General features: G+C 61.1%; 14 protein-coding genes. 8 read left to right on the top strand and 6 right to left on the bottom strand.

The genetic code is table 11. From position 1 onward, the window contains the following. The 3 genes from Q0K17_RS07635 to Q0K17_RS07625 all read right to left on the bottom strand — a co-directional run. The coding region (locus Q0K17_RS07635) for an ABC transporter ATP-binding protein (RefSeq protein ID WP_294541740.1) at window positions 1-1733 on the bottom strand (1733 nt) is incomplete at its 3' end. A 16-nt stretch (window positions 1734-1749) separates the two neighbouring features. Then, entirely contained in the window at window positions 1750-3489 is a 1740-nt protein-coding gene (locus Q0K17_RS07630; RefSeq protein WP_294541735.1) for an ABC transporter ATP-binding protein, read from the bottom strand. After that, window positions 3486-3959: a MarR family transcriptional regulator gene (locus tag Q0K17_RS07625; protein WP_294541733.1), complete on the bottom strand. Its 474-nt coding sequence runs from the start codon at window positions 3957-3959 to the stop codon at window positions 3486-3488. Before Q0K17_RS07625 ends, Q0K17_RS07630 begins: the two co-directional genes overlap by 4 nt. Before the next feature lie 180 nt (window positions 3960-4139). On the opposite strand from Q0K17_RS07625, the gene Q0K17_RS07620 reads away from it, so the two are divergent. After that, entirely contained in the window at window positions 4140-5060 is a 921-nt protein-coding gene (locus Q0K17_RS07620; RefSeq protein ID WP_294541730.1) for a LysR family transcriptional regulator, read from the top strand. A gap of 153 nt (window positions 5061-5213) precedes the next feature. Here the strand turns inward: Q0K17_RS07620 and Q0K17_RS07615 are convergent, their stop codons facing one another. Further along, the gene (locus Q0K17_RS07615; protein ID WP_294541727.1) at window positions 5214-5585 is read right to left on the bottom strand and encodes a transcriptional repressor; all 372 of its coding nucleotides are present in this window, start codon (window positions 5583-5585) and stop codon (window positions 5214-5216) included. A gap of 246 nt (window positions 5586-5831) precedes the next feature. Between Q0K17_RS07615 and rbr the strand changes: the two genes are divergently transcribed. Next, on the top strand, window positions 5832-6374 hold the full coding sequence (rbr, locus tag Q0K17_RS07610) for a rubrerythrin (RefSeq protein WP_294541725.1): 543 nt from the start codon (window positions 5832-5834) through the stop codon (window positions 6372-6374). Between the two features lie 65 nt (window positions 6375-6439). Here rbr and Q0K17_RS07605 read toward each other — a convergent pair whose 3' ends face one another. Then, window positions 6440-7213, bottom strand: coding sequence for an HD domain-containing protein (locus Q0K17_RS07605; RefSeq protein ID WP_294541723.1), 774 nt, complete (start codon window positions 7211-7213; stop codon window positions 6440-6442). Between the two features lie 208 nt (window positions 7214-7421). Between Q0K17_RS07605 and Q0K17_RS07600 the strand changes: the two genes are divergently transcribed. From Q0K17_RS07600 to mgtE, 6 genes are all read left to right on the top strand, one after another. After that, window positions 7422-8000: a TetR/AcrR family transcriptional regulator gene (locus Q0K17_RS07600; protein ID WP_294541720.1), complete on the top strand. Its 579-nt coding sequence runs from the start codon at window positions 7422-7424 to the stop codon at window positions 7998-8000. 91 nt (window positions 8001-8091) lie between these two features. Beyond that, entirely contained in the window at window positions 8092-8601 is a 510-nt protein-coding gene (locus Q0K17_RS07595) for a PTS glucose transporter subunit IIA (RefSeq protein WP_294541718.1), read from the top strand. Between the two features lie 120 nt (window positions 8602-8721). Next, the gene (locus Q0K17_RS07590; protein WP_294541714.1) at window positions 8722-9306 is read left to right on the top strand and encodes a hypothetical protein; all 585 of its coding nucleotides are present in this window, start codon (window positions 8722-8724) and stop codon (window positions 9304-9306) included. Window positions 9307-9318: 12 nt separating this feature from the next. Then, on the top strand, window positions 9319-10662 hold the full coding sequence (locus Q0K17_RS07585) for a transglutaminase-like domain-containing protein (protein ID WP_294541709.1): 1344 nt from the start codon (window positions 9319-9321) through the stop codon (window positions 10660-10662). A 64-nt stretch (window positions 10663-10726) separates the two neighbouring features. Beyond that, window positions 10727-11365, top strand: coding sequence for an RpiB/LacA/LacB family sugar-phosphate isomerase (locus Q0K17_RS07580; protein ID WP_294541707.1), 639 nt, complete (start codon window positions 10727-10729; stop codon window positions 11363-11365). 381 nt (window positions 11366-11746) lie between these two features. Next, window positions 11747-13108 (top strand): magnesium transporter, encoded by a 1362-nt coding sequence (gene mgtE / locus Q0K17_RS07575; protein ID WP_294541705.1) that lies wholly within the window; start codon window positions 11747-11749, stop codon window positions 13106-13108. A 70-nt stretch (window positions 13109-13178) separates the two neighbouring features. Here the strand turns inward: mgtE and Q0K17_RS07570 are convergent. Further along, window positions 13179-13784: aldose epimerase family protein (locus Q0K17_RS07570; RefSeq protein WP_294541702.1), on the bottom strand; the 606-nt coding region annotated here is incomplete at its 5' end.

Genomic DNA, 13784 nt, shown 5'->3' with positions numbered 1-13784 from the left:
ATGACAAAGGTGGTGCGCCCGTACATCAGGGCGTCCATGCCGTCCTGCACCAGCTTTTCGGTGCGGGTATCAATGGAGGAGGTGGCCTCATCCAGGATCAGCACCGGCGGGTCGGCCACGGCCGCCCGGGCAATGGCCAGCAGCTGCCGCTGGCCCTGGCTCAGGTTGGCGCCGTCGCCGGTCAGCATGGTGTTGTAGCCGTCAGGCAGGCGGCGGATAAAGCCGTCGGCGTTGGCCAGCCGTGCAGCAGCGATGCACTCCTCGTCGCTGGCGTCCAGGTTGCCATACCGGATGTTATCCATGACAGTGCCGGTGAACAGGTGGGTGTCCTGCAGCACGATGCCCAGGCTGCGCCGCAGATCGGGCTTCTTGATCTTGTTGATGTTGATGCCGTCGTAGCGGATCTTGCCGTCGGCAATGTCGTAGAAGCGGTTGATCAGGTTGGTGATGGTGGTCTTGCCGGCACCGGTGGCGCCCACAAAGGCGATCTTCTGGCCCGGTTTGGCCCACAGACTGATGTTGTGCAGCACCAGCTTGTTCTCATCGTAGCCGAAGTCCACGTCGTCAAAGACCACGCCGCCTTCCAGCTTGGTGTAGGTCACGGTGCCGTCGGCCTTGTGGGGATGCTTCCAGGCCCAGGTGTTGGTCCGTTCCTTTTGCTCGGTCAGGCTGCCGTCGGCTTCCTCCCGGGCGTTGACCAGTTCCACATAGCCTTCGTCCTTTTCGGGGGTCTCGTCCATCAGGTCAAAGACACGCTGGGCGCCGGCCGCCGCGTTGACCACAAAGTTCAGCTGGGTGCTGATCTGGGTGATGGGCTGGGTAAAGCTCTTGTTCAGCCCCACAAAGGTGATGACGGTGCCCAGGGTGACCCCGGCCATGCCGTTGATGCCCAGGATGGCGCCCACCACGGCCACCACGGCGTAGCTCAGCCAGCCGATGTTGCCGTTGACGGGCATGAGCAGGTTGGCGTAGCGGTTGGCCTTGTCGGCGCTGTCCCGCAGGGCTTCGTTCACCCGGTGGAAGTCCGCCTTGGCGGCTTCCTCGTGGCAGAAGACCTTGACAACCTTCTGGCCGTCCAGCATCTCCTCAATGAAGCCGTCCACAATGCCCAGGTTCTTCTGCTGTTCCACATAGTACCGGCCGGACAGGCGGGAGAAGTTCTTGGCCACCGCGGCCATGATGACGGCGGTGAGGATGGAGATGACGCTCAGCGCAGGGTTGAGCAGGAGCATGGTCACCAGAGTGACCACCATGGTCAGGCCGGAGTTGATGACCTGGGGGATGCTCTGGCTCATGAGCTGGCGCAGGGTGTCGATATCGTTGGTGTACACCGACATGATGTCGCCGTGGGCGTGGGTATCGAAGTATTTGATGGGCAGGGATTCCATCTTGCCGAACAGGTCGTCACGCAGACGGCGCAGGGTGCCCTGGCAGATGGTGACCATGATGCGGTTGTAGGCAAAGGAACCCACCACGCCGATGGCCAGCAAAGCGATCAGGCCCAGCAGGGCGTGGGCCAGCTGGCTGAAATCCTGGCTGCCGCCGGCCAGCATGGGGGTGATGTAATCATCCACCAGGGTCTGGGGAAAGGTGGCCCCGGCCACGGTGGCGGTGGAGGAGATCAGGATGCAGGCCACCACGGCCAGGAACGGCCATTTGTAGGTGTGCATCATGTACCCCAGCACACGCTTGAGAACGCCCAGAGAGGCGCCGCGGGATGCTTTTTGATTCATGGTTTCAACTCTCCTTTCAGGCCGGCTGGTCAAAGTCGCCGCCGCCCTTGACCTGGGATTCGTAGATCTCCCGGTAGATGGCGTTGGTCTTGAGCAGGTTTTCGTGGGTGTCGAAGCCGTTGATGCGGCCGTTGTCCAGCACCAGGATGCGGTCGGCGTTCTCCACGCTGGAAATACGCTGGGCAATGATGATCTTGGTGGTGCCGGGGATCTCCTTGGCAAAGGCGGCCCGGATCTTGGCGTCGGTGGCGGTGTCCACGGCGCTGGTGGAGTCGTCCAGAATCAGCACCTTGGGTTTCTTCAGCAGGGCGCGGGCAATGCACAGCCGCTGCTTCTGGCCGCCGGACACGTTGGCGCCGCCCCGCTCGATGCGGGTGTGGTACCCATCAGGGAAGCGGTCAATGAACTCATCGGCGCAGGCGGCATGGCAGGCTGCCTTGCACTCTTCCTCGGTGGCGTCGGGGTTGCCCCAGCGCAGGTTGTCCAGGATGGTGCCGGAGAACAGGGTGTTCTTCTGCAGTACCACCGAGACCTCGTTGCGCAGGGTCTCCATATCATACTTGCGCACGTCCACGCCGCCTACCTTGACGGTGCCCTTGTCGGTATCGTACAGCCGGCAGATCAGGTTGACCAGGCTGCTCTTGCCCGAACCGGTGCCGCCGATAACGCCGATGGTCTCGCCGGAACGGATGTGCAGGTCAATGTCGGACAGGGCGTTCTTGCCGCTGCCGTGCTTGTAGGAAAAGTCCACATGGTCGAAGTCGATGCTGCCGTCGGCCACCTTGTACACAGGGCTTTCGGGCTCGGCCAGGTCGGGGGTCTCGTTGAGCACCTCGCTGATACGGCGGATGCTGGCCATGGACATGGTGATCATGACCACCACCATGGAAAGCATCATCAGGCTCATCATCAGACTCATGACGTAGCTGAACAGGCTGGTCAGCTCGCCGGCGCTCATGCTGCCGCTCACGATGAAGTGGGCGCCCAGCCAGGACACCATGATGATGCAGAAGTAGACGGCCAGCATCATGGCCGGGTTGTTGAAGGCCAGCAGGCCCTCGGCCTTGACAAACAGGCGGTACAGGTTCTGGGAAGCCTTGGCAAACTTCTTGTCCTCGTAATCCTCCCGCACAAAGGCCTTGACCACCCGGATGGCGGACACGTTCTCCTGCACGCTGGCGTTCAGGTCATCGTACTTGCTGAACACCTCGGTGAAGATGCGCATGGTCACCACCATGATGACGCCCAGCACCACGGCCAGGAACAGCACCGCCAGCAGGAAGGTCAGGCTCAGCTTGGGGCTGATGATCAGGCACATGATGTAGCTGAACACCAGCATCAGGGGGGAGCGCACCGCCACCCGGATGAGCATCATGTAGGCGTTCTGTACGTTGGTGATGTCGGTGGTCATGCGGGTGACCAGGCCGGGAACGCTGAACTTGTCGATGTTGGAAAAAGAAAATGTCTGGATGTTGTTGTACACGGCCTCCCGCAGGTTGGCTGCCAGGCCGGAAGATGCGCTGGCCGCAAACTTGCCGCCCAGCGCACCGAAGGCCAGACCGCAGAAGGACATGACCACCATCAGAGCGCCGTACCGGTAGACGGTAGGCAGGCTGGCTGCCTCCAGGCCCTCGTCAATGATGAGGGCGGTGATGAAGGGCAGCAGGATCTCCATGATCACTTCCAGGGTGGTCATGGCAATGCAGAGCCAGGTATCCCGCCGGTAGCGGCCCAGCTGACGCAATACTGTTTTCACGATTCAGATGCCTCCTTGTTGTGTTTCTGTTCCGATAATGCTGCCAGATTCTGCAGCATTTTCTTTTGCAGGCGATCCAGGCTCTCCAGCTCTTCGGGGGAAAAGCAGTCGCACAGCCTGTCCTGGGCGTTGTCGATGGCCCGGTCCAGATAGGCCCGCATTTCCTCTCCCTGCCGGGTGCCGAACAGCAGCTTGCGGCGGTCGTCCCCGTCGCAGGGTTCCACCCGCACATAGCCTTTCTTTCGCAGCCGTTTGAGCATGCCGGACAGCGCCGCCATGGAATACCCGAATTCCCGATGAATGGCCGTCAGGGAAGTGCCCTCTTCGGAATGGCGCAGGATGTAGCGCAGCATGTTGGCCTGCATGGCGGTCAGGTCCTGTTCGGCCATGGAACTGTTGGCCATCTGCTCGATCTGGATGCTGATGCGCCGGTTGTCCCGGATCAGTTCTTCCCGGTTCACGGCTGCCATGGTCTCACCTCTTTGCAGATTGTTTGAAGCTGAACAATTTAGCTCCGTACTGTTTTATAGCACAATTTCCCTTGCATGTGAAATTCAAATCTGTTATATTCTATAAAAGAAATTTATAGATAAAAGTTATTGCAGGCCCAGGCTGAACCTGTGCCCGCAGTTTTGGGAGGCTTTCCTGTTATGAACACAACCCAGCTGGAATGCTTTATGGCCGTGGCCAACTATCTGAACTTTTCCCGGGCGGCGGAGCAGCTGCGCCTGACCCAGCCGGCGGTGAGCCACCAGATCTCCACGCTGGAGGACGAACTGGGGGTCAGACTGTTTCGGCGCACCAGCAAGAGCGTGCGTCTGACCCAGGAGGGGTTCCAGTTCACCCAGTATGCGGGGGAGATCCTCAAGCTGTCCGAACTGTCCAAGGCCCGGATGAAGAAATTCCGCACCGAGGAACTTTCCCGGGTGGTCATCGGCTGCCGCAACACCACCGAACTGCGGGTGCTGCGCCCTGCGCTGGAGCGGCTGCGGGTGGAGGAGCCGGGGCTGATGCCGGTACTGCGCCTGATTCCCTTTGATGCGGTGCGAAACCTGCTGGCGGACGGGGACATCGACATGATCTTTTCCTTCCGGGCACCGGGACGCAGCAGCGGGGAGGAGGCCAAGCAGAAGTTCCGCACCCTGACCCATTGTCGGGCGGTGTGCGTCTGCAGTGAGGGGCATCCCCTGGCCGGCCGCGAGAGCCTGACCGTGCAGGAGATGTCCGGCTGCGGGCGGATTGCGGTCTGCCGTCCGCCCATCTGTCCGCCGGCCCTGTTTGCCATCCAGAACCGGGCGGTGGGCACCCGCGGTCCGGAGCAGATCCTTTTCTGCGACAACCAGGACGTGGTGGGTACCCTGGTGGAGACAGGCTACGCCTTCGCGGTCATGGCGGATTTTCCGGCTGCCCGACGGGAGGGATTGCGCTACATCCCGCTGCCGGAATTTGATCTGCTGACCTTCGGAGCGCTGTACCTGCCGGACAACCGCAATCCGGCCCTCAAACAATTCCTGGACCTGCTGGAACAGACCCTGGCCGCACCGGCGCCCGGGCACACCGCAGAGACCTGAAGCATAGACTGACAGCACAAGGGCGCACAGACCGGAATCACCTCCGCGCCTGTGCGCCCTTTTCCTCTGCCCATTTATAATAAGGAATCCAACAAAAAAGAAAACGCCCGGTCCCCGGCGGGGGACTGGGCGGCGGGCACATGGCCCATACTGTTACTGTGCGTTCTTGGCCCGACAGGCGGGGCACAGGTAATGGATGGTCAGCTGGTAGCTGCGCACCTCGGTGCCGATGGCGTTCTCAATTTCCTTGACCAGTCCCACCACCGGAATGTCCTGCAGATCTCCGCAGCCGTCGCAGTACAGATGGCCGTGGGGGGCCGAAGTCTTGTCATACCGGTCGGGTCCCTGCGGCATTTCCAGCCGTGCGATCTCCCGGGCCTGTTCCATCAGCTTCAGGTTGCGGTACACGGTACCGCGGGCAATGCTGGGCATCTGCTGGCGTGCCTGGGCGAAGATCTCGTCGGCCGTCATGTGGCGGGGACTTTGGCGCATCAGGTCCAAAATCAGGCGTCTTTGACGTGTCATGGAAGTCCCGTCCTTTCTTATGGGTCTGGATACAATAAGATTGTATCCTATAAATACTCTACTCTATCCGGGGCGGCTTGTCAATGCAAATGCTCCTTGTTTGAGCATGTTTCACAAATTTATGCGGGAAAAAACGGCGGAAACAGGCTTGACATCCCACCGGGATTCCTGTATACTTAGGTTAAGACAAAGTCTTAAACTTGCAGTAAGATACACCACAAAGCAACAAAAAGGAGAGATTGTAATATGGAACTCAAAGGCAGCAAGACCGAAAAGAACCTGTGGGAAGCTTTCGCCGGTGAAAGCCAGGCCCGCAACAAATACACCTACTTCGCCTCCAAGGCCAAGAAGGAAGGCTACGAGCAGATCTCGGCCATCTTCAACGAGACCGCCAACAATGAGAAGGAGCACGCCAAGATCTGGTTCAAGCTCCTGATGGAAAACGGCGAGATCCCCGACACCCTGACCTGCCTGAAGATGGCCGCCCAGGGCGAAAACGAGGAGCACACCTCCATGTATCCCCGCATGGCCGCCGAGGCCAAGGAGGAGGGCTTTGATGAGATCTCCGCCCTGTTCTCCATGGTGGCGGGCATCGAGAAGGAGCACGAGGAGCGCTACAAGGCCCTGGCCGCCAACATCGAGGCCGGCAAGGTCTTTGCCCGCGAGACCGAGCAGGTCTGGCAGTGCCGCAACTGCGGCTTCATCTACATCGGCACCCATGCTCCCGTCAAGTGCCCGGTGTGCGCCCATCCCCAGGCTTACTTTGAGCTGAAGTCCAAGAATTTCTGATGCACCCTTAACAAGCCGAACACCCCCGATGCAGACCGCATCGGGGGTGTTTTTATCTTCTGCAGTCAGCACACGGCCTTTGCCAGCCAGGTGTGCATGTGGTCCCGCAAAGCGGCAAAATCCCGGGCGGTGTCCGGGTTTTCGGTCTTGAAATCCAGCAGCTGCCACAGATACCCCTGCCGGCTCACCTCCCGCAGGCTTTCGGGATAGACCAGCTCGTACACCAGGGAGGCGTGCCCCACCACATTGTCGGCAGGGGTGCGCTTCAGGGCCCGCAGCACCGTGTGGTGGGCATAAAAGGCTTCCAGCACGGCAGGGGTCACGGGGGCGGTGCGCAGGGCTTCGGTGGTCACATTGTAGATCTCCTCCAGCGGGGTCTCCACGTTCACCCGCAGGATGTCGATCTTGTCCGCGTCCCGCAGGATGTTGCACAGCTGCAGGGTGGCGTCGTCCAGGCCTTCGGGCAGGCGGTAGGCGCTGTGCCAGCGCACAGCGGTGCGCAGGGGCTCGTCGGCAGAGGCGTCGTCCAGGTAGTCCCGGATATGCCCTTGCCGGAAGAGCACTTCCTCGCTGCAGGCGGCATGGTCAATGGACCTGGCATCTTCAAAGGTGCCGTACCGGCGCAGCTGCTCGAACCGGCCCACATCGTGCAGCAGGCCGGCCATCCAGGCCAGGTCGGTGTCTGATTCGGACAGGGAAAGGCTGCGGGCGATCTGCTCGCACAGTCCGGCCACCCGGTAGGTGTGTTCGATCTTCAGGCGCACCTTGGGGTCGGTGGGGTCGTAAGCCCGGGTATAATCAGCAAAAGCGCGGCGGGCGCGGTCACGGTCCAGGATCATGAAGGTACTTCCTTTCCAGAATAAGGGACTTTTTTGCATTATAACACTGTCATACAGGAATGAAAACCCGTCTGCAATGCACAAAAACGGGAATACTGCACATCTTTTTTTGAACAAAGTGCCCGTTTTTCCTTGACAAATGCCGCCCGCACCACTACTATGGAAGTAAGAAACCGCGCTGAAAACGCGGGAAAGGACGGAACATACAATGAACAGCAAAGGCGAAGCCAACCGCAGCGTTCGCGCCACCCGCCGGCGTTTGTGCGACGCGCTGGTGTCTTTGCTGGTGCAGAAACCTGTGCGGGACATCACGGTGCGTGAACTCACCCGCCTGGCCCGCGTCAGCCGGGGCACTTTCTATTTTCATTACCGGGATATTTATGAGCTGCTTGACCGTCTGGAACAGGAACAGGTGGACCAGCTCAATCTGTTCATGGATGCCCTGCTGCCCCGTCTGGACAGCGACACCACGCCCAAAGCCCTGCTGGCCCTGTTTGAATATCTGGATCAGAATGACGCCATCTGTGCCGCCCTGCTGGGCCCCAACGGGGACCCGGCCTTCGTGCAGCGGCTGCAGACGGTGATCTCGGAGCGGTGCCTGGGCTACATGGCACCGGACGGCGGCACGGCCCGCCAGCATTACCTGACCTCCTTTGCGGTGCAGGGCTGCTTCGGGGCCATCGGGCTGTGGCTGCAGAAACAAAAGCCGGAATCGGTGGAGCAGATGGCCGAGATCACCTGGCAGGGGATCCGGGCCGTGCAGCGGCAGATTGCCGCAGAGGAATAACGGATTTCTCATTGATTTTACACGGATTTTCATGTACAATAAGGGTATCAACTTGCCCGCCGCGCGGGCCAGCAAAGAAGGAGAGACCATCATGGGATTTTTTGACATGTTCAAGAAGAAAGCAGAGCCCGCCGCTCCGGCTGGGCCGATCATGGTCGCGGCGGACGCCAAGGGCGCCGTTGTCAAGATGGAAGACATTCCCGACGAGGTGTTTGCCCAGGGTATTCTGGGTCAGTGCTGCGGCATCGATCCTTCTGTGGGTGAGGTGTATGCGCCCATTGACGGCGAGATCACCCAGGCTCCCGATACCCTGCACGCACTGGGCATCCAGGGCGCCGGCGGCGTGGAAGTGCTGATCCACGTGGGCGTGGACACCGTGGAGATGAAGGGGGACGGTTTTGTTGCCAAGGTCAAGCTGGGCGACAAGGTCAAGAAAGGCCAGCTGCTGCTGAAGATGGATCTGGACAAGATCAAGGCCGCCGGTCATCCCGCTGTGGTCATCACCGTCATCACCAACACCGACGATTTCGCCAGCGTGGACCTGGTGGCTTCCGGCGATGTGGAGCCGGGTGCCGATATGCTCAAGATCACCAAGGGCTGACAATTCGTACACAACCTTTCCCGGCAGGGAAGGGTGGGGGCGCATCTGCGCCCCCTTTTCATTTGCGGGGCGGTATGCTACAATGGTCCCGAAACAGAATGATAAAGGATGGTTGAAAGTATGAGTGCGATCCTGGCAGTATGCGGGGAGGCTTTCTGCGCCATGGTCAGTGATGGCCGCATGGTGGAGGAACCGGTCCTGGACGGCAAGCCCAAGGTCATCACCAACGATCTGCCCAAGCTGCGCAAGGTCAACAAGAATATCCTGGTGGGCTTTGCGGGGGACACCATGACCGCCGTGCAGATCGTCAACGCCCTGGATGAGTATGATGCCCGTTACCTCACCCTGGAAAAGGCGGTGCGGGTCATGGCCGAAAAAGCCCGTACCGTTGCGGATATCCGGCCGGTGGGGGTGCGCATCCTGGTGGGAGGCCGGGGCCGCAAGGGCGGTTTCCTGCTCACCAGCATGGGCAGCGACAGCGGGTTTGAACCCCAGACCCAGCCCGCCAGAGAGGGCGCCTACCTGATCGAGGGTGCCTGCTCCCACACCGATATCGGACCGTATCTGGAAGAAAAGGTCAAGCCCGCCGCCGCCCAGTGGAAGAGCCTGGACGATGTGGCCAAGACGCTGGACGGCTGCATCGCCGCCATCGCCGAAGTGGACAAGACCGTCAACACGACGTATTATCGCGAGATCGTGATGTGAGGGGGAATTTGCATGGACCGGAACGCGGTCTTTGCCGACCTGGCGGCCGGCGTGCCTGCCGATGTGCAGCGGCTGTACACAGCGGGGTATTTTTTTGCCGCCAATGCCCGTATTGATCAACTGCTGGCCGGGGACCGCCTGCCCCGGACCGGGCGGGGCGCCCTGCTGGCGCTGCGCCAGATCATGCACCGCATCCCGTACAACTATACCCTGGACCGGGATGCTGCCATCGCTCTGGTGCGCCAGGAGATCCCCGACTTCGCCCCGGAGGAATTTGATGCCCTGGTGGAAGCCGACCGGGTGGACTGGCGCTATATTGAAGGCAAACCCTACTATCTGGACCGCTTCCTGGAGGCCCTGCGCCTCTACCCGGACATGATCGCCCGGGGGCTCACCCCTGATCCGGCTTCCGGGGTCCGGGGCAAGGTCATTGCCGCCATGAAGGAACAGGGGCATCTGGATGCCACCATCACCCTGCGGGCCACCATCGGCCCGGAACACCCCGCCGACCCGGAAGCCGAGATGCTGGCCTGGCTGCCCATCCCGGCGGCCTGTGAACAGCAGAGCGGTATCGAGATCCTGGATGCCACCCCGGGGGCGGAATTCGCCCACAGCGACGCCGAACAGCGCACCGTGTTCTGGCACGGCAAGGCGGGGGATGGTCCCTTCTCGGTGACCTACCGCTACCATATCCGGGCGGAGTATCTGGACATGGACCATCTGACCCCGGATGCGGTGCAGCCCACCTTCTGCACCGAAGAACAGGCGCCCCACATCCTCTTCACCCCCTGGCTGCGGAGCCTGTGCGCCGAGCTCACCGAAGGCTGCGACGGTCCGGTGGAAAAGGCCCGGGCCATTTACGACTATGTGACCACCCACACCAACTACCGCTACCAGCCCGCGTATGCCTGCCTGGAATCCATCGCCGACAACTGTGCCAAATCTGGCTGGGGGGACTGCGGGGTCATGGCGCTGCTGTTCATCACCCTCTGCCGCATCGCCGGCATTCCGGCCCGGTGGCAGAGCGGCCTGTATGTCACCCCCCAGGGGGCGTCCAGCCACGACTGGGCCCAGTTCTACATTGCCCCATACGGCTGGCTGTGGGCGGACTGTTCCTTCGGCTCCGGCGCCCACCGCCGGGGGGACGAGGAGCGCCGCCGTCACTATTTCGGCAACCTGGACCCCCTGCGCATGGTGGCCAACCGGGAATTTTATGCCCAGCTGACCCCGCCGGATGAGTTCTGGCGCAACGACCCTTATGACAACCAGGTGGGGGAGGCCGTGGTCAACGGCCAGCCCCTGCAAGGCGACGATCTGCATTATCTGCGGGAAGTCCTCTCGTTTGAGATGGAATAAATTTGCTGTTATACCTTTGTTTCCGTATCGAATATCAACCCACATCAAAAAAGGAGAAATCAACATGAAGATCGCACTCATCAACGAAAACAGCCAGGCCGCCAAGAACGCCCTCATCGAAGCCACCCTGCGCAAGGTGGTGGAGCCCATGGGCCATGAGGTGGTCAACTACGGTATGTACACCGCCGACGATGCCGCCCAGCTGACCTATGTGCAGAACGGCATCCTGGCCGCTGTGCTGCTGAACTCCGGCGCTGCCGACTATGTCATCACCGGCTGCGGCACCGGCGAAGGCGCCATGCTGGCTCTGAACAGCTTCCCCGGCGTCATCTGCGGCCATGTGGAAGATCCCGTGGACGGCTACACCTTTGCCCATGTGAACGACGGCAATGCCGTGGCCATGCCCTTTGCCAAGGGCTTCGGCTGGGGCGGCGAGCTCAACCTGGAATACACCTTTGAGAAGCTGTTCGGCTTCGGTCATGGCCAGGGCTACCCCAAAGAGCGGGTGGTCCCCGAGCAGCGCAACAAGAAGATCCTGGACGGCGTGCGCGCGGTGGCTTACCGTGACCTGTGCGACATCCTGAAGGACCTGGACCGTGACCTGGTCAAGGGCGCCTTCGCCGGCGAGCACTTCGCCGAGTACTTCTTCCCCGCCTGCAAGGACGAGAAGATCGCCGCCTGCGTCAAGGAACTGATGGCGTAATCTGCGGCAACCAGCATATACTCCCAGAAACGGGAACGAATCGGGCAGCCTTCGGGCTGCCCGATTTTGTTTGCCCGGGCGTAAAAATTTTCTTTTCGGCCGGGGTTGACTTGGCCGGTTTCCCATGGTAGAGTTATGATGCCTGGGGCTGTGCCCCGAATTTTGCAAGGAAAGGACGGTGGTTGACGAATGGAACTTCCCGGTAGTCCTGTGAACCGATGTGAATACCAGTCGGCAGCCGCCGTTTCGGATAAGTTCGGCGGGGCAAGTGTGCGGTTCTGATCAAGCGCACCTTTGCCCCACCGGGCTTGGCCACGCATTGCGTTGGCTGAATCTTATTCCCCGAACAGCAGGCTGCCGCCGAAAGGAGGCAGCTTTTTTATGTCTGATACCACGATCCAGACCATCAAGACCATGCTGGCTCATCTGGATGATGCCAAGAAATACCAGAGCCTGCGTGATGTACTGCAGACCCTGCCGGCGCCCGACGTGGCCGCCGTATTCGAGGATCTGCCCCCGGAAAAACTCCCGGTCCTCTATCGCCTGTGCCCCAAGGACCTGGCGGCGGAGATTTTTGCCGAACTGACCCCCGAGACCCAGCAGAGCCTCATTGAGGGTCTGTCCGATAAGGAACTGAAAGTGGTGGTGGAGGAGCTCTGCGCCGACGATGCCGCCGACCTGGTGGAGGAGATGCCCGCCGGGGTGGTCAAGCGCATTCTGGCCCAGGCCGGCCCCGAGACCCGCCAGATGATCAACGAACTGCTCAAGTATCCGGAAGATTCCGCCGGCGGTGTCATGACGCCGGAATTCATGGAACTTTCTCCCGACTGGACGGTCCGGCAGGCCATGGATGCTATCCGGCAGAACGGTTTTGACAAGGAGACCATCAACAACTGCTATGTCACCGGTCCCGACCGCACCCTGGAAGGGGTGGTCTCCCTGCGGGCCCTGGTGCTGGAAAAGGATGAAACCCGCACCGTCCGGGAACTGATGGAACCGGGCGTCATCAGCGTGCACACCTCCACCGACCGGGAGGAGACCTCCCAGCTGTTTGAAAAATACGGCTTTCTGGCCATTCCGGTGGTGGATAACGAAAAGCGTCTGGTGGGCATCGTCACGGTGGACGACGCCATCAGCATCCTGCAGGACGAAGCCAGCGAGGACTTCGCCAAGATGAACGCCATGTCGCCGGTGGACAAGCCCTACTTCCGCATGAGCATGTGGGAGCTGTACAAGAGCCGTACCCCCTGGCTGCTTTTCCTCATGCTCAGCGCCACCTTCTCCAGTCTGGTCATCCGCGGGTATGAGAATGCCCTGGCCGCCGTGACCGTGCTCACCGCCTACATCCCCATGCTCACCGACGCCGGCGGCAACGCGGGCAGCCAGAGTACCTCCACCATCATCCGCGGGGTGGCGGTGGGGGATATCCGCCCCCGGGACCTGCCCCGCATCCTCTGGCGGGAAATGCGGGTCGCCCTCATGTGCGGCGGTACCTTGGCCATCTGCAACATCATCAAACTGTCCCTGTTTGACCGGGTGGGGTTGGGCGTGGCCCTGGTGGTCAGCCTGACCTTGCTGTGCACCGTTCTGCTCTCCCAGCTCATCGGCGGTGCGCTGCCCCTGGCTGCCCGCAAGATCGGCATCGACCCGGCGGTCATGGCTTCGCCCCTCATCACCACCATCGTGGATACCACCACCCTGCTCATCTACTTCAACTTTGCACGGCTGATCCTGCATCTGTGACAGCCCTCACTGCATAAAAACAAAACCGCCGTCCGGTCTGACAAAGACCGGACGGCGGTGCTTTTTTGTTTTACAGGGGTGCGGTATCAAACCGGTACAGGGTGGTGGCGCTGTAGGCCGCCTTGGGGGTCACGGTGGTGTCCGGGAACTCCATATGGTTGGGGGCGTCAGGGAAATCCTGGGTCTCCAGGCAGACAGCATCCCGGCCGTGGTACTCGGTGCCGTCCTTGCCGGGACAGTTCAGGTCCAGGCTGTTGGCCGTGTACACCTGTACACCGGGCTGGGTGGTCAGGGTCTCCATCCGGATACCGGTCTGGGGGCCGGTGAGCCATGCGGCGTGGCGCAGGCCGCTGTCCGCAATGACGAAGCAATGGTCATAGCCGCCGCCCATCTTCAGGGCGGGGTAATCGGCCTCGATGTCCCGGCCCAGGGTCTTTTCCTCGGTGAAATCCATGGGGGTGCCGGCCACCGGGATCAGCTTGCCTGTGGGGATCAGGTTTTCGTCGGTCTCCAGGTAGGAGGGGGCGTTCATCTGCAGGCGGTGTCCCATGGCGGTGCCCGAGGCATGTCCGTTCAGGTTGAAGTAGCTGTGGTTGGTGATGTTGATGACGGTGGGGGCATCGGTGGTGGCGGAGTACTGGATCATCAGACCGCTGCCCACCAGGCTGTACTCCAC

This window comes from uncultured Gemmiger sp., assembly GCA_944388105.1.
In the GTDB taxonomy this organism is placed as follows: Bacteria; Bacillota; Clostridia; order Oscillospirales; family Ruminococcaceae; genus Gemmiger.
Note: the sequence above shows the minus strand (reverse complement) of the source record. Positions and strands in the feature narration are given on the sequence as shown.

Bases quoted from the DNA above. Each gene is read 5' to 3' on its own strand.
- Q0K17_RS07625 (WP_294541733.1), bottom strand. From the start codon at position 3,959: ATGGCAGCCGTGAACCGGGAAGAACTGATCCGGGACAACCGGCGCATC.
- Q0K17_RS07620 (WP_294541730.1), top strand. From the start codon at position 4,140: ATGAACACAACCCAGCTGGAATGCTTTATGGCCGTGGCCAACTATCTG.
- Q0K17_RS07615 (WP_294541727.1), bottom strand. From the start codon at position 5,585: ATGACACGTCAAAGACGCCTGATTTTGGACCTGATGCGCCAAAGTCCC.
- rbr (WP_294541725.1), top strand. From the start codon at position 5,832: ATGGAACTCAAAGGCAGCAAGACCGAAAAGAACCTGTGGGAAGCTTTC.
- Q0K17_RS07605 (WP_294541723.1), bottom strand. From the start codon at position 7,213: ATGATCCTGGACCGTGACCGCGCCCGCCGCGCTTTTGCTGATTATACC.
- Q0K17_RS07600 (WP_294541720.1), top strand. From the start codon at position 7,422: ATGAACAGCAAAGGCGAAGCCAACCGCAGCGTTCGCGCCACCCGCCGG.
- Q0K17_RS07595 (WP_294541718.1), top strand. From the start codon at position 8,092: ATGGGATTTTTTGACATGTTCAAGAAGAAAGCAGAGCCCGCCGCTCCG.
- Q0K17_RS07590 (WP_294541714.1), top strand. From the start codon at position 8,722: ATGAGTGCGATCCTGGCAGTATGCGGGGAGGCTTTCTGCGCCATGGTC.
- Q0K17_RS07585 (WP_294541709.1), top strand. From the start codon at position 9,319: ATGGACCGGAACGCGGTCTTTGCCGACCTGGCGGCCGGCGTGCCTGCC.
- Q0K17_RS07580 (WP_294541707.1), top strand. From the start codon at position 10,727: ATGAAGATCGCACTCATCAACGAAAACAGCCAGGCCGCCAAGAACGCC.
- mgtE (WP_294541705.1), top strand. From the start codon at position 11,747: ATGTCTGATACCACGATCCAGACCATCAAGACCATGCTGGCTCATCTG.